This window comes from Melioribacter sp. (assembly GCF_049325435.1).
Lineage (GTDB): Bacteria > Bacteroidota > Ignavibacteria > Ignavibacteriales > Melioribacteraceae > Melioribacter > Melioribacter roseus.
Map to the genome: position 1 here is coordinate 86,456 of NZ_JBMOLD010000002.1, position 18,788 is coordinate 105,243.

At 44.6% G+C, this 18,788-nt stretch carries 14 protein-coding genes; 6 read left to right on the forward strand and 8 right to left on the reverse strand.

Going from position 1 to position 18,788, the window contains the following annotated elements:
- Positions 1-13: 13 nt before the first annotated feature.
- Genes ACOYVE_RS01990 through ACOYVE_RS02015 form a run of 6 tightly spaced genes read right to left on the reverse strand, consistent with a single transcriptional unit; the run spans position 14 to position 6,726 of the window.
- Positions 14-2,182 carry a nitrite/sulfite reductase gene (locus ACOYVE_RS01990; protein ID WP_422880625.1) on the reverse strand — a complete coding sequence of 723 codons (2,169 nt, stop codon included), beginning with the start codon at positions 2,180-2,182 and terminating at the stop codon, positions 14-16.
- 13 nt (positions 2,183-2,195) lie between these two features.
- Positions 2,196-3,485, reverse strand: a complete 1,290-nt coding sequence (gene cobA, locus ACOYVE_RS01995; protein ID WP_014855542.1) for a uroporphyrinogen-III C-methyltransferase — start codon at positions 3,483-3,485, stop codon at positions 2,196-2,198.
- Between the two features lie 11 nt (positions 3,486-3,496).
- The gene (locus ACOYVE_RS02000; RefSeq protein ID WP_014855541.1) at positions 3,497-4,852 is read right to left on the reverse strand and encodes a sulfate adenylyltransferase subunit 1; all 1,356 of its coding nucleotides are present in this window, start codon (positions 4,850-4,852) and stop codon (positions 3,497-3,499) included.
- 45 nt (positions 4,853-4,897) lie between these two features.
- Positions 4,898-5,779 carry a sulfate adenylyltransferase subunit CysD gene (gene cysD, locus ACOYVE_RS02005; RefSeq protein ID WP_014855540.1) on the reverse strand — a complete coding sequence of 294 codons (882 nt, stop codon included), beginning with the start codon at positions 5,777-5,779 and terminating at the stop codon, positions 4,898-4,900.
- Between the two features lie 2 nt (positions 5,780-5,781).
- Positions 5,782-6,492: a phosphoadenylyl-sulfate reductase gene (locus tag ACOYVE_RS02010; protein WP_014855539.1), complete on the reverse strand. Its 711-nt coding sequence runs from the start codon at positions 6,490-6,492 to the stop codon at positions 5,782-5,784.
- A 9-nt stretch (positions 6,493-6,501) separates the two neighbouring features.
- Positions 6,502-6,726: a DUF2061 domain-containing protein gene (locus tag ACOYVE_RS02015; protein ID WP_014855538.1), complete on the reverse strand. Its 225-nt coding sequence runs from the start codon at positions 6,724-6,726 to the stop codon at positions 6,502-6,504.
- A 1,244-nt stretch (positions 6,727-7,970) separates the two neighbouring features.
- Between ACOYVE_RS02015 and ACOYVE_RS02020 the strand changes: the two genes are divergently transcribed.
- The 4 genes from ACOYVE_RS02020 to lpdA all read left to right on the forward strand — a co-directional run bounded on the left by ACOYVE_RS02020 (position 7,971) and on the right by lpdA (position 14,754).
- The gene (locus ACOYVE_RS02020) at positions 7,971-8,855 is read left to right on the forward strand and encodes a cation diffusion facilitator family transporter (RefSeq protein ID WP_422880626.1); all 885 of its coding nucleotides are present in this window, start codon (positions 7,971-7,973) and stop codon (positions 8,853-8,855) included.
- Between the two features lie 123 nt (positions 8,856-8,978).
- Positions 8,979-11,657: a pyruvate dehydrogenase (acetyl-transferring), homodimeric type gene (gene aceE / locus ACOYVE_RS02025; RefSeq protein WP_422880627.1), complete on the forward strand. Its 2,679-nt coding sequence runs from the start codon at positions 8,979-8,981 to the stop codon at positions 11,655-11,657.
- A 32-nt stretch (positions 11,658-11,689) separates the two neighbouring features.
- Positions 11,690-13,297, forward strand: coding sequence for a dihydrolipoyllysine-residue acetyltransferase (locus ACOYVE_RS02030; protein WP_422880628.1), 1,608 nt, complete (start codon positions 11,690-11,692; stop codon positions 13,295-13,297).
- A 38-nt stretch (positions 13,298-13,335) separates the two neighbouring features.
- The gene (gene lpdA, locus ACOYVE_RS02035; protein ID WP_014855534.1) at positions 13,336-14,754 is read left to right on the forward strand and encodes a dihydrolipoyl dehydrogenase; all 1,419 of its coding nucleotides are present in this window, start codon (positions 13,336-13,338) and stop codon (positions 14,752-14,754) included.
- A 315-nt stretch (positions 14,755-15,069) separates the two neighbouring features.
- On the opposite strand, the gene ACOYVE_RS02040 is transcribed toward lpdA, so the two are convergent.
- Both ACOYVE_RS02040 and ACOYVE_RS02045 read right to left on the reverse strand, forming a co-directional pair.
- Positions 15,070-15,543: an aminoacyl-tRNA deacylase gene (locus ACOYVE_RS02040; RefSeq protein WP_014855533.1), complete on the reverse strand. Its 474-nt coding sequence runs from the start codon at positions 15,541-15,543 to the stop codon at positions 15,070-15,072.
- 10 nt (positions 15,544-15,553) lie between these two features.
- On the reverse strand, positions 15,554-15,970 hold the full coding sequence (locus ACOYVE_RS02045) for a lipocalin family protein (RefSeq protein WP_014855532.1): 417 nt from the start codon (positions 15,968-15,970) through the stop codon (positions 15,554-15,556).
- Positions 15,971-16,119: 149 nt separating this feature from the next.
- On the opposite strand from ACOYVE_RS02045, the gene ACOYVE_RS02050 reads away from it, so the two are divergent.
- Together ACOYVE_RS02050 and ACOYVE_RS02055 are read left to right on the forward strand one after the other, a co-directional pair.
- Positions 16,120-16,998 carry an N-acetylglucosamine kinase gene (locus ACOYVE_RS02050; RefSeq protein WP_422880629.1) on the forward strand — a complete coding sequence of 293 codons (879 nt, stop codon included), beginning with the start codon at positions 16,120-16,122 and terminating at the stop codon, positions 16,996-16,998.
- Positions 16,995-18,788 carry an MFS transporter gene (locus ACOYVE_RS02055; RefSeq protein ID WP_422880630.1) on the forward strand — a complete coding sequence of 598 codons (1,794 nt, stop codon included), beginning with the start codon at positions 16,995-16,997 and terminating at the stop codon, positions 18,786-18,788. The genes ACOYVE_RS02050 and ACOYVE_RS02055 overlap by 4 nt, the downstream gene beginning before the upstream one ends.

Consider the following 18,788-nt stretch of genomic DNA (forward strand, 5'->3'; position numbering starts at 1 on the left):
CGTTTTAATCTCCTTAATTGTTGATGCATTGTTGGATTTTGAGGTTCGGCTGCAAGCGTACAAACGATTTATCGCAGTCGTATACAAATTCCTTTGAATAATTAAACAGTTCGTCAATTTTATCGCCCGGACTGTTTTTCAGCTCGTAATATATGTCCTTAAGATTGCTCCAGTCGTTGCAGAGCCAATTTTTAGCGGCTATCCGATTTACGAATTCGCTGAGGATATCGTTTTCTGTTTCAGGTTCGATTCCTTCTAAAAAAACGAACATTTTTGAAGAAAGAAGTATCGATTCCAGACATTTCCGTTTGGCATCGTTAATCAATCCCGCTTTAATGTCGTCCTGAGCTTCGTAAATATTACGAATGGAATCGAACAGATTTACAGCCATTAAATCGAGAAGGCTGCCGGCGCATTCGCCCCTGCTTTCTGCTTCCATCTTATAGTTTTCGTCGAAGCCGGGTTCTTTGTATAAATCGTCGGAAGTATTGTTAGAAACGGCGTAATCTGCAAGTATTTTTCTGAAAGGTTCGAATCCCAATCTGTCGACAAACTCGTGGAATTGTTCATTCCCGTTTTTTTCTTCGTTCCAGAGCTCGACCGTTCGCGCAATAAAATTGTGAGCGTGGCGGGCGGGTATTTTTCCGATAACCTTTCCTATCTTTCCGATACGAATATTGCCGCCGAGCAGGACAACGTAATGCGGAGCGATTCCGCCGCCGCTTTTAATCGAAGCCCCGTAGAGCCCTATGTCGCCGATGTGATGCTGACCGCATGAATTTGGGCAGCCGGAAATATGAATTCGTAAACCTCCTAATTCTTCGTTGTTAAGACCGATATCACGGGCAAGATTATACGGATGGGTTACTGCAAGCCGGCACGAAAATGCTCCCGGGCAAGAGACTATATCGCGGGTCGAGCCGGAAACTTGTTTGAAAAACGATCTTTCAGCCAGGAAATTATACGCGTCGTAGATAAATTCGTTATTAATCCACGGTATTAAAATATTTTGAGCAGGCGTAAGCAAGGCATAACCGCCGCCGTAATTATCCGAAAATTCCGCCAATATGTTCAACTCCTCCGGATTCAGGTTTCCGAGTTCCGGTTTGATTAAAAGCGCGGTATAACCCTTTTGTCGCTGTTCGATTAATCCCTCGTTGAAAATATCCCAGTAGCGGTTATCCCTCAATTCAATGAATTCTTTGATAGCGGGTTCGGATATTCTTTTGTTATTCGGAAGTCCGTCGTCCCTTCCGTTTTTAGTTGGCGCAGGCAGGGGAAAGATTTCAATATATTTTTTCAGGTCTCCGCCGATGTTCCTTGTCTTTTTGAGCAATTTAAGTTCGGCAAACGTCAATTCACGGAATTTTTCGAAACCGACCCGGGAAATAAAAAATTTCATTCGGGCTTTGTTGCGGTTTTCTCTTTCGGCTTTCCCGTGTTTGTGAAAAACTCTGAGTGCCGATTCGATCAAAAGGAAAAAGTCGGCTTCGTTAATAAATTCGGTCAACAAATTAGCGGTCATCGGTACCGCTCCGAGTCCGCCTCCGGCATAAACCTTAAATCCACGTTCGCCGTTTTCGATTCGGGCAATGGCTCCGATATCGTGCATTTGTGCGTATGCAAAATCTTCGTCGCTCTCCGAAAAGGAGATCTTGAATTTGCGCGGCAGAGTTGAAGAGAGAGGATGGCGCAAAAAATAGCGCGTGCAATAGAGAGCGTATGGCACAATATCGAATATTTCGTTTGGGTTTATTCCGCTCAGATAAGAAGCGGTAATGTTGCGAATGCTGTTGCCGCACGCTTCGCGAGTTGTAATTCCGACGTTTGCCAAACGCCTGAGTAGCGCCGGTATGTTTTCAAGCGCTACGTAATGAAGTTGAATATCCTGTCGCGTGGTAATATGAGCGTGTCCAGATGCCGCGTAATCCCTCGTCAGTTCCGCTATTGTTTTCATCTGATCCGAAAGGATAAATCCGCCGGGAATTTTAATCCGCTGCATGTGCGTTCCTTCTTCGTGATGCCGGACTCCGTATGTGCCGTAAATTAAACGATAGCTTTTGAATCTTTCCGGGTGAATTTTTTTATCGAAAAAATTCCGAATGACCGTTTCGTATTCGTCGATTTCTTTGTAGATATCGTACCCGCTGTTAATATCTATTTTGTCCAAAATTGCGTTCATGGTGTTTTTCCTTTCAAACTTGTTGATTGATAAATTCGTTAACCGTGTAGCGCGGTAAAATTCGTGAGAGATTAACTACATCTCCGAAAACAATCAAAGACGGTTGAACTGCGCGAGCCGCAAGTTCCTCCAAGTCCGATAATGCGCCGATTTCAACTTTTTGATCGCGGCGTCCTGCATTGGAAATAACCGCCGCAGGCGTAAAATCGTCGACTTTCTGTTTTCTTGCCAGTTCGGAAATTTTATCCGCATAAGTGACGCCCATCAACACAACGGTCGTGTGATTTTTCCTCTTTAGTAAATCGATCCACGAATAATCGAATTCTCCTCCCTTGAGATGGCCGGTGACTATTGAAACCGAGGAAGAAAAATTACGCGACGTCGGCGGTATTCCGGCTAACAACGGAGCGGCTGTGGCCGACGATATTCCGGGTATTATTTCGACGTCGATTTTGTTGTTTATCAAATGGAGCGCTTCTTCGCTTCCGCGTCCGAATATATACGGGTCTCCGTTTTTGAGGCGTCCCACGCGTTTCCCTTCCGAGGCTAGTTTTACGAGAAGTGTATTTATCTCTTCCTGCGTCATCGAATGCGAGCCTTTCGATTTGCCGGCGTAAATTTTTTCCACTCTGCCGGGCAGGATGGAGAGTATTTCGTCCGATACTAGATTGTCGTATACAGCCGCGTCTATTCCTTCTTTTAAAATATGATAAGCTTTGACCGTAAGAAACTCGACGCCGCCGACGCCGCATCCTACAATAAATACTTTTCCGAAAAGCCGTTCGGTTTCCGACCTGGTCGATTCGACGTCGACTATGCCGCTGCTACGCTCGTTCAATTTTTTTTCCGCTAATTCTTCGAGTTTGGCGGGTAAATAATTTTTGATTCTATCCCGGACTACCTGCGTTAATGTAGGACTTGCTCCGTCGCTCGATATGGCAATTTTAAGATTATTATAGAGCAAAAGAGATGAAAAATAAAAGTCGCATTCCTGCGGCACGTCGACAGTGTTGAGCAGAAAGAAGCGTTCTTTTTTTAACTCTTTCAATTGACGATTAACTTCCGGATTGCCGGTTGCGTCGATAATTATGTCGAATCCTTCCGCGTCTTTCTTCTCGAAGGATTTTGTCAGTCTTTTGAACTCAAGATTTTGCAATTCCTCCCGGAAATGCTCTGCAATGGCGACGAAATCGACGTTGTTTTGGAGAAGTACGGATATCTTTTGACCGGCAACATTCCCTCCTCCGATGACAAGTATTTTCGGATTGCGGAGAAGCACCGGTAAAGATTTTATTTTATACATAAAAGCCTCGCTTATTGGTGATTAATGTTTATTTCCCAATGGGGGAAATATTTTGTTATCAGTTGATAGAGCTCCGATTCGAATTGCCTGAAATCGGCGGCGGATGAGGGTTCGGAATCTTTCAATTCTTCCGTTATTATGCCTCCGCCGGAAATATCGTACTCCTCAACAATTACAAATCTGCTTGTGTCCTTTATTTCGCCCTGTAAATCGAATGGAATCGGCTTGTGCGTGTTGATTATTACGCGCGCTACTTCGTGACGACTTACTTTCCCGGGATTTTCATATACAGCCAGAGATGAAGCGTCCAGAACGGTCTCGATTTTTTCGACATGCATTTCCGTCTTCAAAGCGCCGATTTTTAGTTTGTATGTTTTTCCGGCGAGAAGATCGTTTTTTCCCATCCAGAAAATATTAGCTTTGAAACGATTGCTCAGATGCGGAGGAGTCTCTTTTTTTTTGCAGATTAATTCGCCGTTCTTTACATAAAGCTCCGTATCGATCGTTATGCCGATTGCCATGCCGGCTTCCGCATGTTTTACATTGCTTCTGCCGAATATTTCAATCGACTTCACTCGGGCAGTTTTACCGGAGGGATAGAGTATAATTTCGTCGCCGACTTCGATAATTCCTGAATTAACAGCGCCGGCAATAATTCTTCGGTCGTTTCCGTTATCCGTAAATTTATAAACGCCCTGCACATACATTCTAAAATGATTTCGGGAATCGTCGTTAACTTTCCGAAAACCGTCAATTAATTCGACGATGGTTTTACCTTTGTACCACGGAGTAAGGTTTGAACGGGTAATAAGATTTATGCCGTTCCTCGCCGATACGGGCACAAATTCAATCGGATTTATTCCGATTTCCGAAAGAAATTCAGAGTAGCTTTTTTTAGTATTTTCGTATACCTCCGGATTGTAATCGACAAGGTCCATTTTGTTGATAGCCACGACAACCTGTTCGATTCCAAGGAGCGAAAGCATATATGCGTGTCTTTTCGAATTTTCGGCGATTCCTTCGTGAGCGTCGATTAATAAAATGGCGGCTTCGGCGCGGGCGGCGCCGCTTATCATATTTTTTAGGAATTCGATATGTCCCGGAGCGTCGATAATTACGTACTCGCGTTTTTTGGTTTTAAAGAAGACGCGCGCCGTATCGATCGTAATACCCTGGGCTTGTTCGTCTATAAGGGCGTCTAACAGGAATGCATATTCAAACGGTTTTGAATTCAATCGGCACGCCCGTTTTACCTGTTCTAATTTACCTTTGGGCAGCGAATTGGTATCCGCCAGAAGCCTTCCGATTAATGTGCTTTTGCCGTGGTCTACATGGCCCACAAAAACGATGTTCATTCTTTCTTTCATTGGAATAATTTTCCTTAATTTTTGTTTGTTAGCGGTTGCCGATTTCTACATATAGCCTGCTCTTCTGAGCTCTTCGAGCGTGCCTCCGCCGTCTTTATCCTGCTGTCTGCCGGCCCGCTCGGCAATATTTGCAAATTTACCCGACATCAATTCGTCTATAATATCGTCGACGTTTTTAGCTTCGGAATCGACCGGTTGAGTGCACGGGAAGCAACCGAGCGAACGGTAACGCTTGCCGCTTCCGATGTCGAAATAGAGAGATACAACGGGAATGTTTTCCCGTCGTATGTATTCCCATATGTTCAGCTCTGTCCAGTCGAGCAGCGGATGAATTCTCACGTGCGTGCCGGGCGCGAATTCGGTTTTGAACTGATTCCAGAATTCGGGCGGCTGATCGCCGATTTCCCAGTCGCTGTTTTTGTCGCGCGGCGAGAAATATCGCTCTTTCGAGCGGCTCCCCTCTTCGTCGGAACGCACTCCTACAATCACTCCGGTGTAAGCTTCTTTATTGTCGTCTTCGACGAAGGCTCCGGTTTCGTGGTCGAATTTGAGACGCTGCCATTTGGCGGAAAGCGTATTACGCAGGGCTTCGGTCTTTAATAATTTGCAGCACGTAAGTCTGTCGGCATTTCCGTCGGGAAAAGTTCTTTTGTTTTTCAACGCTTCCGAATTCTGTCCGACTATAAGATTGAACCCGAGCTCCTTTGCCATGCGGTTCCGGTATTCGATCATTTCGGGAATTTTGAATGAAGTGTCGATATGAACCAATGGAAAAGGGATATGCCCGAAAAACGCTTTGCGTGCAAGATGCAGCAGGACAGTGCTGTCTTTTCCGATCGACCAGAGCATTGCAAGATTTTTGAACTCGCGGTATGCCTCGCGGAATATATAAATACTCTGCGCTTCGAGTTTGTCGAGATAGTCCATTATTAATTCTCCTGTTGTTTTAAATGTAATCCGCATTCTTTCGTTTCGGGATGTTCCCACCACCATCTTCCGGCTCGCACGTCTTCGCCGGGATGAATGGCTCGCGTGCACGGTTCGCATCCGATGCTGCCGTATCCTTTATCATAAAGACTGTTGTACGGCACGTTATGAGTTCGAATGTAATCCCATACTTCGGCTTCGCTCCAATTGTAGAGCGGATTAACTTTTATGACTCCGTGAAGATTGTCGTATTCGACCAGTTCGGCGTCGCTGCGGGTAATCGACTGTTCTCTTCTCAAACCGGTAATCCAGATTTTAGCGTCTCTGAGCGCTCTTTCGAGAGGTTCCAGCTTTCTTACTTTGCAGCAATATTTTCGGAGTTCCACGCTTTTGTAAAAAAGATTGACGCCGTATTTGCCGGTCATCTCTTCTACTTTGTGAAAGTCGGGAAAGAAAATTTTAATATTTATTTTGTAATGCTCGCGCGTAAGTTCAATAGTTTTGTAAGTTGCTTCGTGAAGTCTGCCCGTATCTAGCGTAAATATATTCGGCTGAGTTGTTATTTTAAAAAGCATGTCGGTAATAACCTGGTCTTCGATGCTGAAGCTAGTGGAAAAGACGGCTCGATTTCCGTAGACGCCGATTATTTTCTCTAATGCGGAAAATGCGTCGAGGTTTTTCAAGCTTTCGGTTAGTTTCTTTTTCTCAGTCATTGATTGCTCCTAAATGTGATATTCCGGTTCCGATTTTTTTCCGATGTTTATTTTGTTCCATAGTCTTTCGTGCAGGAAGTAGAGAAGCATTTTCGTAAAAATTTCGATAATGCCGATCGACGCGGCAGTTTCGATGCTTCCGGTAATCAAGTAAGATATTAGCGTCGTATCGATAGTTCCCGTAACGCGCCACGAAATCGATTTAAGTATGCTTCTGTACGGTTTTTCATACATAGACTGCTCCGATTGAACGGACTTTTTCCGTCGGTTATGGAATTAATATTTTATTCGGATTTATTATTATGGGATTAACAACAACAAGCGCAGGCGCGCATCGAGGAGGGCATAAGAAGGGTGTAAGAAAGAGTTTTTGTCTGTGATGAATACTTTTCCTTTCGCCGCGATAATAATACGTTCTTCATTACTTTTTTCCTTTTTTGATTTTGTTCAAAAAAAAAGCCCTTCGACTGCGAAGGGCTTTGTATAAAAATTTTATATGCAGAAAAATTTATATCAGTCCCTCCGCCTCGAAGTAACCTGGCGCATCATACAATTGTTACAACAAATCATATTTTCTGCGGAGTAAGACATTTCTTTTGCTCTCATTTTTATGATGCGAATGTAAGGATAAAAGGACATTGTGTCAAGAGTTGATTGTTTTTTGTTGACATTTTTTTGTTAGATCACTGTTTATGGCAGGGATGTTTGTTGCAATCATTTCACCCCTTCGGGGTTTGGTTCTGCATTTGGGTTGTATGAATTACAATGATGCCACCCCTCCGGGGTTGTGATATGACTGGCTTTGATGTGTTACAATGATATCACCCCTTCGGGGTTTGTGCGTCGAAATTTATTGTTCAAAAATAATTTTTCTTTTTCGTTAGCATCTCATTATCTCTGTGTAAAACAAAAACCCGGAGGGTTGACATTATTCTATAAATGGAATTATTGAACAGTTATCGAACCCGGCACGGGTGACATAATGTTTTACGGTGATTGCTATGTCACCCCTGCGGGGTTGATTTCGGATTGGCGTTATTTGTTACATTCATTCCACCCCTTCGGGGTTTGCATGCGCATTCGGGTCGTATGCATTACAATGATGCCACCCCTTCGGGGTTGGGGTATGGCTGACTTTGATGTGTTACAATTATTTCACCCCTTCGGGGTTAATTGTTAAAATTATTTGATTGTAAAAAATATCGTTCTATTTGTATCGATAATAATAATTGATTTTTTTCATCCGGTATTAGCTCTGTGCGAAACAAAAACCCGGAGGGTTGATATTACTATAGAGAGGAGTCATTCAAGCAGATGAAGAACCCGGGACGGGTGACATAAAATTTCCGTTGTTTTTTATTCGGTCTCATGCAGGGAAAATTTCAATATTACACAAAAATTATTTATATAGATATATAAAAACCGATAATTATTTTTTGAAACAATAAGTATCCGCACGGATAAAGACAGGTTAATCAGTGGGCGAAACAAAAACCGAAGCTGTTAAAGAAAAAAAGAGCGTTGCGCTTTTGTCGGTGTTTGCCGCGCTGTTGATTACAGCGTTTAAGATAATCGTCGGCGTTATGACGGGCAGTCTCGGCATTATATCCGAAGCGCTCCACTCGGCTCTCGATTTGATTGCCGCGGGCATCACTTATCTTGCGGTTAATATTTCCGACAAGCCCGCAGACGACAAACATCATTACGGTCACGGAAAAATCGAAAACTATTCGGCGTTGATCGAAACGCTGCTTTTGTTTATTACGAGTTTCTGGATAATCTACGAAGCTCTACGGCGCTTGATTACGAACGAAGTCGAAATCGAAGTCAACGTATGGGCTTTTGTTGTGATTATAACTTCAATAATTGTCGACATATCGCGTTCGAGAGCGTTGAAAAAAGCCGCTGTCAAACATAACAGTCAGGCGCTCGAAGCCGACGCTCTCCACTTTTCCACAGATATCTGGAGTTCGACGGTCGTGCTGATCGGTTTAATCGGAGCGTCTTTTAATTTCTTTTATGCCGACGCAATTGCCGGACTCGCTGTGGCGATTATCGTATTGGGCGTGAGCTATCGTCTGGGCAAGCGTTCCTTCGACGCTTTGATCGACAGAGCGCCCGAAGGGCTTTACGAAAAAATTTACGGCATCGTAAACCGGCTGCCGGATGTAGTTAAATCGCACGATATTAAAATAAGAGAATCCGGTCCCTACAAGTTCGTCGATATCAATATTCACGTTAAAAACGACCTGAGCATAAAAGAAGCGCACGAAATATCGCACAGAGTCGAAAAAGCAATTACAAAAGAAATTAAAAATATTACGGTTATGGTGCACGCGGAACCCGAAGGGCATTCCGACTGAGGAACTTACTTATTTAGTTATACGTTATAGTTTAATTAGTTTAGTTGACCGAGAATTATTAAATTTGTCTAATAAAATAAGAGTTTAACTATTATTTAGAACAGCGAATAAACGGGATTAATTATGAGCGACAATAACAATAAAAATTTATCCGAACTCGACGAGATAGAACTACAAGAATGGCTCGAATCTCTCGAGTATGTATTGCAAACCGGCGGTCCGGAAAAAGTTAAGGAACTGCTCCACAACCTCGATACCTACGCGCATCAAAAAGGCGTGGAAATTCCATTTACCGCCAATACCCCGCATATCAATACGATACCGAAAGAAAAGGAACCGCCGTTCCCTGGCGGGCGCGAAATCGAACGGCGCATTAAAAGTCTTGTAAGATGGAACGCAATGGCTATGGTAGTACGCGCCAATAAAGAGGAAAACGGAATCGGCGGGCACATTTCCACGTTTGCTTCCGCCGCTACTTTATACGAAATCGGGTTTAATCATTTTTTCAGAGGCAAAGACGGCAATCACGACGGCGATATTATTTATTATCAGGGACATGCGGCGCCGGGAATTTATGCTCGCGCGTTCCTCGAAGGCAGATTGACGGTCGAACAACTCGAAAATTTCAGAAGGGAATTGAAACCAGGCGGCGGGCTCTCTTCGTATCCGCATCCGTGGTTGATGCCCGACTTCTGGGAATTCCCGACGGTCTCGATGGGTCTCGGACCGATTCAGGCAATTTATCAGGCGCGATTTCTTAGATATCTCGAAGACAGAGGTCTCAAAAAACCAAGCGACCAGAAAGTATGGGCTTTTATCGGCGACGGCGAAACCGACGAGCCTGAAACTCTGGGAGCCATTTCCCTTGCGGCGCGCGAAAAATTGGACAACCTTATTTTTGTTATAAATTGCAACTTGCAACGACTCGACGGTCCTGTTCGCGGCAACGGAAATATTGTTCAGGAACTCGAAGCCGTTTTCAGAGGCGCCGGCTGGAACGTTATTAAAGTTATTTGGGGCAGCGACTGGGATCCGCTCCTCGAGCAGGATAAAACGGGTCTGCTCGTCAAACGCATGAACGAAACAATCGACGGCGAATCTCAAAATTATATTACCAGAGGCGGCAAATACGTTCGCGAACATTTCTTCGGTAAATATCCCGAACTCCTTAAACTCGTCGAACATTATACCGACGAGCAATTGGAGAAGATGAAACGCGGCGGGCACGACCCCGAAAAAGTCTATGCCGCTTATAAAGCCGCCGTCGAACACAAAGACGCTCCCACCGTGATACTTGCAAAAACGGTTAAAGGATACGGACTCGGCGAAGCGGGCGAAGGCAAGAATATTACTCACCAGCAAAAGAAATTGAACGAAGAAGAACTGAGAGAATTCAGAACGCGGTTCTCAATTCCCATCAGCGACGACGAGGTTACGAAAGCGCCTTTCTATCGTCCTCCGGAAGACTCGCCGGAAATCCGTTATTTGAAAGAAAGAAGAAAAGCGCTCGGCGGTTATGTGCCCAAACGCGTTATTAAATCGCAGCCGATTAAAACTCCGCCGGAAGAATTGTTCGAAGAATTCTATAAAGGCACGGACGACAGAGAAGTTTCGACCACGATGGTTTATGTAAGAATACTTGCCAAGCTTTTGAAAGACAAAGAAATCGGTCATCTTATCGTGCCGATAGTCCCCGACGAAGCGCGTACGTTCGGTATGGAAGCGCTTTTCCGTCAGGTGGGCATTTATTCTCATGCGGGGCAATTATACGAACCCGTCGACAGCGACAGTTTGCTTTATTATAAAGAGGCTAAGGACGGACAAATACTCGAAGAGGGAATTACGGAAGCCGGCGCAATGTCTTCGTTTATTGCGGCGGGCACGGCTTATGCCGTTCACGGAATAAATACAATTCCGTTTTTCTCATTCTATTCGATGTTCGGACTGCAGCGCGTAGGCGATTTGATATGGGCCGCGGGCGACATGCGCTGCAAAGGATTTCTGCTCGGAGCCACCGCCGGAAGAACGACTCTTGCCGGCGAAGGCTTGCAGCATCAGGACGGACAAAGCCATCTGCTGGCATATCCCGTTCCGAATCTTGTAGCTTACGACCCGGCTTTTGCTTACGAGCTCGCCGTTATTATTCGCGACGGCATTTACAGAATGTACGAAAAACGCGAGGACGTTTTCTACTACATTACAATCATGAACGAGAACTATCCTCAACCTCCGATGCCCAAAGGAGTTAAAGAAGGAATTCTCAAGGGAATGTATAAATTCCGTTCGTCCAAAATGAAAGACCAGAAATTAAAAGCGCATTTGTTGGGAAGCGGAACAATCCTTAACGAAGCAATTAAAGCTGCGGATATCCTCGAGAAAAATTATAAAGTATCGACCGATATATGGAGCGTAACGAGTTATAAAAATCTCCACCTCGACGCTCAGGAAACCGAAAGATGGAATATGTTCCATCCCGACAAAAAACCGAAAACACCGTACATCTCTGAAGTTACAAAAGGCGAGTCGGGCGTATTCGTAGCGGCTTCGGATTATGTCCAGATTATCAAAGACGCTCTGGCAAAATGGCTGCCCGGGCCTCTCCATTCGCTCGGCACTTACGGATTCGGAAGAAGCGAAAGCAGAGCCTCGTTGCGCGATTTCTTCGAAGTCGACGCTAAGCATATCGTCTATGCGACTCTCTATTCGCTCTATAAAGAAAAGAAAGTTAAACTCGATTTGGTTAAAAAGGCTCAAAAAGACCTCGGTATTAATCCGGAAAAACCAAATCCGGCTAAATCGTAAAAACTATTTTTTAAATAAATTCGGTTTTTGATATGACAGTAGATTTTAAGTTGCCTCATTTAGGTGAAAATATAAATACGGCAGACGTAGTAAAAGTACTCGTTAAAGAAGGCGACCGCGTTGAAGTCGATCAGGTGATTCTGGAAATCGAAACGGATAAGGCTACGGTTGAAGTGCCTTCCGAAGTTGCCGGAATCGTAAAGAAAGTGCACGTTAAAGAAGGCGATAAAGCCGAAGTGGGTCAGCCTGTAATTACGGTTGAACAAAGCGAAGCCACGGATACGAATAAACACCCGGAGAAATCCGAAGAGAAGCAGACGCCCAGGGAAACATCAGCCGTAAATAAAGAGGAAAGCGGCATTGTGGAATTCAAAGTGCCCGTCCTAGGCGAAAATATCGAATCCGCGCAAATTGCAAAAGTGCTGGTCAAACCGGGCGATAAGATTAAAGCCGACCAGATACTGATTGAACTCGAAACTGACAAAGCGACCGTGGAAGTGCCTTCGGAATACGCAGGCGCTATTAAAGAAGTGAAAGTTAAAGACGGCGATACGGTTAAAGTCGGGCAAACGGTCTTTTTGATAGAAACGCAATCGTCGCCAGCTGTTAAGGCAGCCGCTCCGGAATCGAAACGGGAGGAAAAAGCTGAAAAATCAGTCGCTCCGCAGCAGCCTGTCAAAGAGCATACTCATATGCCGCAGGTGATCGATATACCGCGCGACATAGTTAAGAATATTGTTCCCGCTGCTCCTTCAGTCAGAAGATTTGCCCGCGAAATCGGCATCGATATTCATCAGGTGGAAGGTTCCGGTAAAGGCGGAAGAATTACCGTCGATGACGTTAAAGCATTTGCCAAGAATTTGAATCGTAAATTGCAGTCCGGTCAAATTTCCGCGCCGGGACTCGTTCAGGAGCCGATGCCCGATTTTTCCAAATGGGGCGAATTCGAACGCGTTCAAATGAACAACGTCCGCAGAAAGACCGCCGAGCATCTATCGTACGCCTGGTCGACAATTCCGCATGTAACGCAATTCGACAAGGCGGATATTACGAATCTTGAAAAAGTAAGAAAAGAATATTCGAAGAAAGTGGAAGCCGCGGGAGGCAAGCTGACAATTACAGCCATTCTGATTAAAATAGCGGCGTCGGCTTTGAAAGTATTTCCGCAGTTCAACGCCAGCGTCGATATGCAGAAGAGCGAAATTATCTATAAAAAGTATTTTAATATCGGTATAGCCGTCGATACCGACAAAGGCTTGCTCGTGCCGGTTATAAAAGACGTCGACAAAAAGAATATTGTCGAAATTTCGGTAGAGCTGGCGGAAATTTCCAAAAAAGCTCGCGACAAAAAATTAACCATCGAGGATATGCAGGGCGGCAATTTTACAATATCGAATCTCGGCGGTATCGGCGGCGCTTATTTTACTCCGATTGTTAATTCGCCCGAAGTGGCAATTCTGGGCGTTTCAAGGTCTTCTTACGAACCCGTTTATGTCGACGGCAAATTCGAGCCGCGACTGATGATGCCGCTTTCGCTGTCGTACGACCACAGAATTATCGACGGAGCCGACGGCATTCGGTTCCTCAGATGGATTGCAGAAGCTCTCGAAAATCCGTTTTTACTGACGCTTGAAGGATGATATATCATAAAAATTTTTAATAAAAAATCGGAAGTTCAATGTCTACAAAAACTCAATTAGCCGTTATTGGCGCCGGTCCAGGCGGATACGCCGCAGCTTTTCTGGCTGCCGACCTCGGTATGGAAGTAACTTTGATCGATATGGAAAAAAATCCGGGAGGCGTGTGCCTCTACAGAGGTTGCATTCCGTCGAAAGCCCTTCTTCACGTTGCCAAACTTTTGAACGAAGCGGAAGAAGCAAAGAAATGGGGAATCGATTTCGGAAAACCCAAGATCGACATAGATAAATTGAGAGAATTCAAAGACGGCGTCGTCGGAAAACTAACCGGCGGACTGGGACAATTGTCCAAACAAAGAAAAGTAAATTACATTCAGGGCAGGGCGTCGTTTGTTAATTCTACCGCATTGCTGGTCGAAAAAACCGACGGTTCGACGGAAGAGGTGGTTTTTGAAAAAGCCATATTGGCAACCGGTTCGGTGCCGGCGTCCGTTCCCGCATTTTCGATCGGTTCGGATAAGGTAATGGATTCAACCGCAGCTCTCGAATTGAAGGACGTTCCGAAAAGATTGTTGGTTGTCGGAGGCGGTTATATCGGTCTCGAACTGAGCACGGTTTATGCTTCGCTCGGCAGTAAAGTTACGGTGGTCGAAATGATGCCCGGAATTCTGCCCGGAGCCGACCGCGATATGGTTGCCGTGCTGGAAAGAAGATTGAAATCCAGGTTCGAAAATATTTATGTTAATACGAAAGTAGTCGAACTGAAGGAAACCAAAAAGGGAATTGAAGTAAAATTAGAAGGCGATAAAGTCGATAACCCCGTTCAGACTTTTGACAAAGTTCTGGTTTCGGTGGGACGTAAACCCGTAACAAAAGGATTGGGACTCGAAAACACATCCGTAAAAATTAATGAAAAAGGATTTGTCTCAGTCGACGGAACGATGAAAACAGACGACGATAAAATATACGCAATCGGAGACATTGTCGGCAATCCGATGCTGGCGCATAAAGCCGCTGCCGAAGGAAAAGTTGCAGTAGAAGCGATTATGGGCAAACGGGTAGCCTTCGAACCGAATGCAATTCCGGCCGTTGTTTTTACCGATCCGGAATTGGCTTGGGCGGGTATTACTGAAACCGAAGCTCGCGAAAAAGGAATTAAGTACGAAGTGGCTAAATTCCCCTGGGGCGCAAGCGGCAGAGCCACAACTCTCGACAGAAACGACGGTATGACTAAATTGATAATCGAACCCGAGACAGAAAGAATTATCGGAGTTGGAATTGTAGGAGTCGGCGCGGGCGATCTGATTGCCGAAGGCACGCTCGCAATCGAAATGGGCGCCAACGCAAACGACCTCGAACTCACAATCCATCCGCACCCGACATTGTCTGAAACTATGATGTTTGCCGCCGAGCTCTATTACGGAAGAGCTACTGATATGTATCGTCCCAAGAGGAAGTAGATTAGGGATTAGATTCTAGGGATTAGGGACTGGTGGATGGTGATAGATCGTGATTGGCGATCCAAAATATTTTGAATAATTAAAAGCAGCCTGCCGAATAAGCAGGCTGCTTTTTTTATCAATTCCGAAATTTAGAGGGCAATTCGATTAAAATTATTTGCTATTCACCCGCAGCAAGATCGGCAATAATTATTCATTATTGTAATCTATCAGCGTTGTTACAAGTTTGAGTCTGAAAATATCCATCTTACGCGCCAATTAAAAAATTGGGCGTAAACGTATTCAGTTGCAAGCGAATTAGCAAGAAAATTTTTTTTAGACTTTCGACAGGAATGAAAATTTCATCTTTTTCGGTTGAACGAGTCTTTCGAAGTCGGCATACGCCATTTGAATCAGTTCAGTATGCGTTCCTGCATTGAAGGCAATTTCTTCGTCTTCGGCAAGCGACTCGTCTACGTAGACGTCGAGTCCGTATAGATTTCCGAATGGCGGCATTGCTCCGACTTCGCATTCCGGAAACTTATCCATAAATTCCTGCTCGTTTGCCAATCTTACATTTTCATTTCCGAAGGCTTCGCGCAATTGATCGAAATTAACTTTGTAAGAAGCCGGCAGAACGACCATTATCATTTTGCCGTCGACTTTAACGAGCACTGTTTTTGCGAGGTTCTTTCCCTTGATATGAGCCGAAGCCGCAATCTCTTGCGCGGTAAACGCAAGGGAGTGTTTGATTGCAACATACTTAACATTGTTCTTGTCCAGGAATTCCTTTAGTTTTTTCGAAGGCATAACCACCTCCTTATTGTTTTGTGAACTCCAATGTCACGTTCTGCGTGCCGAATCCTTCAATATCCATCGTTGTACTGAATGTAAGTTTATTGCCGGATAATGTATACTCTACGGTTTCGGGAACTCCGTCCACGGTAATCGTAAGTTTCCCGTCGGCTTCCGTCCACGTGCCGGTTTCTGTGTACTGCCCGTCTGCGTCGGTATACGTAGCCTGATATGTGCCGTCTTCATTTAAGACGACTGTCATTGAATAGCCGATCGCTTCCGGCAGCAAATTCAAATCTCCCGAGCCGGTATGAATTGTAATCGCGGTTAATTTCCATGTGCCCGTTAAAGTCGGTTCCGAGGATGTCGGATTCGAATCCTCGCTGCATGCTGTAAACGTTAATAACGACAATACCAATAACGACTTTAATAAGTTCTTCATTTTTTTCTCCTGAAAAATTTATTTGAAAAAATGGGGTTCCTCTAAATGCACATTCGCAAAGTAATGAGATTATTGTTCCGTTTCAACAAAAATAATAAACGGCAAATGATTTCTTTTTTTTATTTTTCTAGCAATAAAAATTACGGCTTATGAAGTATTTCTTGGGAGCGGACGGGGGCGGCACTAAAACCAGAGCCGTTTGCATTGACGAAAAAAAGAGAATCCTGGCGCGTTTCGAAACGGGCGCTTCGAACCCCTACTCGGTTGGCTTCGTTAAATCTGCCGGGCTGCTTTCCGAATTTATTAGCGAGATTAATGAAAAATATAAATTATCGGGAGCCGTACTGGGTATTGCCGGATGTTCGAATATTAACACGGCGGCAAAATTAAAGAATAAGATTAAGAGCAGATTCAATTTCCCGATTGAAATAAAAGGCGACGTCGAAACAGCGCATTACGGCGCTTTGGCGGGCAAAGAAGGAGCTCTGTTGATTATCGGAACGGGCGCGGTTGTCTTTTTGAATACGGGCAAAGAATTTATTATAATCGGCGGATACGGAAAAGCAATCGGGGACGAAGGCGGAGCTTACTCGATAGCGAGAAAAGGATTCAACGCCATATCAAAACTTATCGACGGCAGACTGAAAGACGACGTCCTTCATGAATTGGCTGAAGAATTGGACGTTCTGCAAAGAGATAAATTAATTACTTTTGTAAACGCAGAAAATATAGCGAGGTATGCCGGACGCTTTATCGAATGCGCTAGCGGGGGAAGTAAATTTTGCATGCGAGCCATAGACGAAGAAGCGGCGGAAGTTGCCGCGTTGATTAATACCGCATTGAAAAAATATTCCGGCGGCAGTCTTCCGATTGTCTTCTCGGGAGGTTTGTCGAATAATTTATTTTATAAGCGACTGATAAAGAGTAAAATAAAAAAGATAAACGGGTTGTTGTTCAAGAATGCGCGTTACACTCCCGAATACGGAGCGGCTTTAATAGCTCTTAAATTCTTCAAGGAAACTCGATGATTGTAAAAAAAACTTTGCATAAAGAAAAGAAAAATAAAGGCGGCGCCTGGACGTGGATTCCGACGCTCTATTTTGCAGAAGGATTGCCGTATGTAATCGTAATTACGCTTTCGGTAATAATGTATAAACGCCTGGGAATTTCGAATGCCGATATAGCGCTTTATACAAGCTGGCTCTATCTGCCGTGGGTTATAAAACCGTTCTGGAGTCCGCTTATCGATTTAATACGCACCAAGCGGTTCTGGATAGTCGCCATGCAATTGGTTATCGGCGCGGGTATGGCCGGTGTGGCGCTGACAATTCCGGCTCCCGATTTCTTCAGGTTTACTCTGCTTTTCTTCTGGCTGATTGCATTCAGCTCCGCAACACACGACATAGCGGCGGACGGGTTTTATATGCACGCGCTCGACGAGGGCGAACAGAGTTTTTTCGTCGGAATCAGAAGTACGTTTTATAGGTTTGCCATCATTTTCGGACAGGGGATTTTGGTTATTCTGGCGGGGCATCTCGAAAGCACGCTTACGGTTTCGCCCGCGGAAATAAGGGTAATTTCGTCGCCCGAAAAATTTTTCGAGAATACTCTTATTATCGATTCGTCTTCTGTTAAACCGATGGAAGGTCAACTCAGAGTAATTGCACAACCTGATACTCTTGAAATAAGCACAAAGCCTCAGACAAAGCAAACTGTAGACTTTTACGTGAACTTTGTCCGAAAGATGAATATTATAAACGGTTTTTCGAAAACCGACGTCGTTGTTCCCGATACGACGGATAGTATGGAACCCGTAGGTAATATCGGTATAGTTAAGTTCATGCTTTCTAATAAGCCCGACGACGATGAAGAGATAGTTGTCAATCTTAACTATCATGAAGGCGACAGAAATTTTAATGTGATTGCGGGCAATAAACTCGTTTTCAATTCGTCAAACTGGAACAAACCCGCCTTTGCGCTCGTTCAGCTCGAGCCGTACGTAAACGAAAAAACCGAAGCCGTCTTTAAACTCGAACCCGTAAGAGCGCCTTTGGCGTGGATAATTACATTCGGACTGCTCGCGGCGCTGTTCTTTATTTTCTTCGTCTATCATAATTATGTCCTGCCGGAACCGAAGACCGACAAACCGGTTTTGTCTGCGGGACTCCAAAAAATTACGAGCGAGTTCTTCAGAACCTTTTTCAGGTTTTTCGAAAAACGAAAGATAGTCTGGATAATCGCCTTTCTGCTGCTCTACCGATTGGGCGAAGCGCAATTGATAAAAATGATCGGTCCGTTTTTCCTCGATCCTAAAAGCGCCGGCGGATTAGGACTTTCAACTTCGGACGTCGGTTTGATATACGGCACGGTAGGCGTGGCGGCGCTTGTGATTGGCGGAATTATCGGCGGTATTTTGATTTCGAAACACGGTTTGAAAAAGTTACTCTTCACAATGCTCGTCGCAATGAATATTCCGAACATCGCCTATGTTTATCTGGCCTACGCGCAACCGGATCAAATTTGGATCGTCTATATGTGCGTGGTTATTGAACAGTTCGGCTACGGCTTCGGATTCACGGCTTATATGATGTATATGATTTATGTGTCCGACGGACAATATAAAGCTTCGCATTATGCAATTACGACCGGATTTATGGCGCTCGGTATGATGATACCCGGCATGTTCAGCGGCATTATTCAGGAAGCCGTGGGTTATCAGCTTTTCTTTGTATGGGTTTGCATTGCCGCAATTCCCGCTTTTATCGCGGCTAAATTAATTCCGCTCAATCCGGCATTCGGAAAAAAAGACAGGAAATAA

Excerpts from the sequence above, each read along its gene's own strand:
- ACOYVE_RS01990 (WP_422880625.1), bottom strand. The coding sequence starts at position 2,182 with ATGAACGCAATTTTGGACAAAATAGATATTAACAGCGGGTACGATATC.
- cobA (WP_014855542.1), bottom strand. The coding sequence starts at position 3,485 with ATGTATAAAATAAAATCTTTACCGGTGCTTCTCCGCAATCCGAAAATA.
- ACOYVE_RS02000 (WP_014855541.1), bottom strand. The coding sequence starts at position 4,852 with ATGAAAGAAAGAATGAACATCGTTTTTGTGGGCCATGTAGACCACGGC.
- cysD (WP_014855540.1), bottom strand. The coding sequence starts at position 5,779 with ATGGACTATCTCGACAAACTCGAAGCGCAGAGTATTTATATATTCCGC.
- ACOYVE_RS02010 (WP_014855539.1), bottom strand. The coding sequence starts at position 6,492 with ATGACTGAGAAAAAGAAACTAACCGAAAGCTTGAAAAACCTCGACGCA.
- ACOYVE_RS02015 (WP_014855538.1), bottom strand. The coding sequence starts at position 6,726 with ATGTATGAAAAACCGTACAGAAGCATACTTAAATCGATTTCGTGGCGC.
- aceE (WP_422880627.1), top strand. The coding sequence starts at position 8,979 with ATGAGCGACAATAACAATAAAAATTTATCCGAACTCGACGAGATAGAA.
- ACOYVE_RS02030 (WP_422880628.1), top strand. The coding sequence starts at position 11,690 with ATGACAGTAGATTTTAAGTTGCCTCATTTAGGTGAAAATATAAATACG.
- lpdA (WP_014855534.1), top strand. The coding sequence starts at position 13,336 with ATGTCTACAAAAACTCAATTAGCCGTTATTGGCGCCGGTCCAGGCGGA.
- ACOYVE_RS02040 (WP_014855533.1), bottom strand. The coding sequence starts at position 15,543 with ATGCCTTCGAAAAAACTAAAGGAATTCCTGGACAAGAACAATGTTAAG.
- ACOYVE_RS02045 (WP_014855532.1), bottom strand. The coding sequence starts at position 15,970 with ATGAAGAACTTATTAAAGTCGTTATTGGTATTGTCGTTATTAACGTTT.
- ACOYVE_RS02050 (WP_422880629.1), top strand. The coding sequence starts at position 16,120 with ATGAAGTATTTCTTGGGAGCGGACGGGGGCGGCACTAAAACCAGAGCC.
- ACOYVE_RS02055 (WP_422880630.1), top strand. The coding sequence starts at position 16,995 with ATGATTGTAAAAAAAACTTTGCATAAAGAAAAGAAAAATAAAGGCGGC.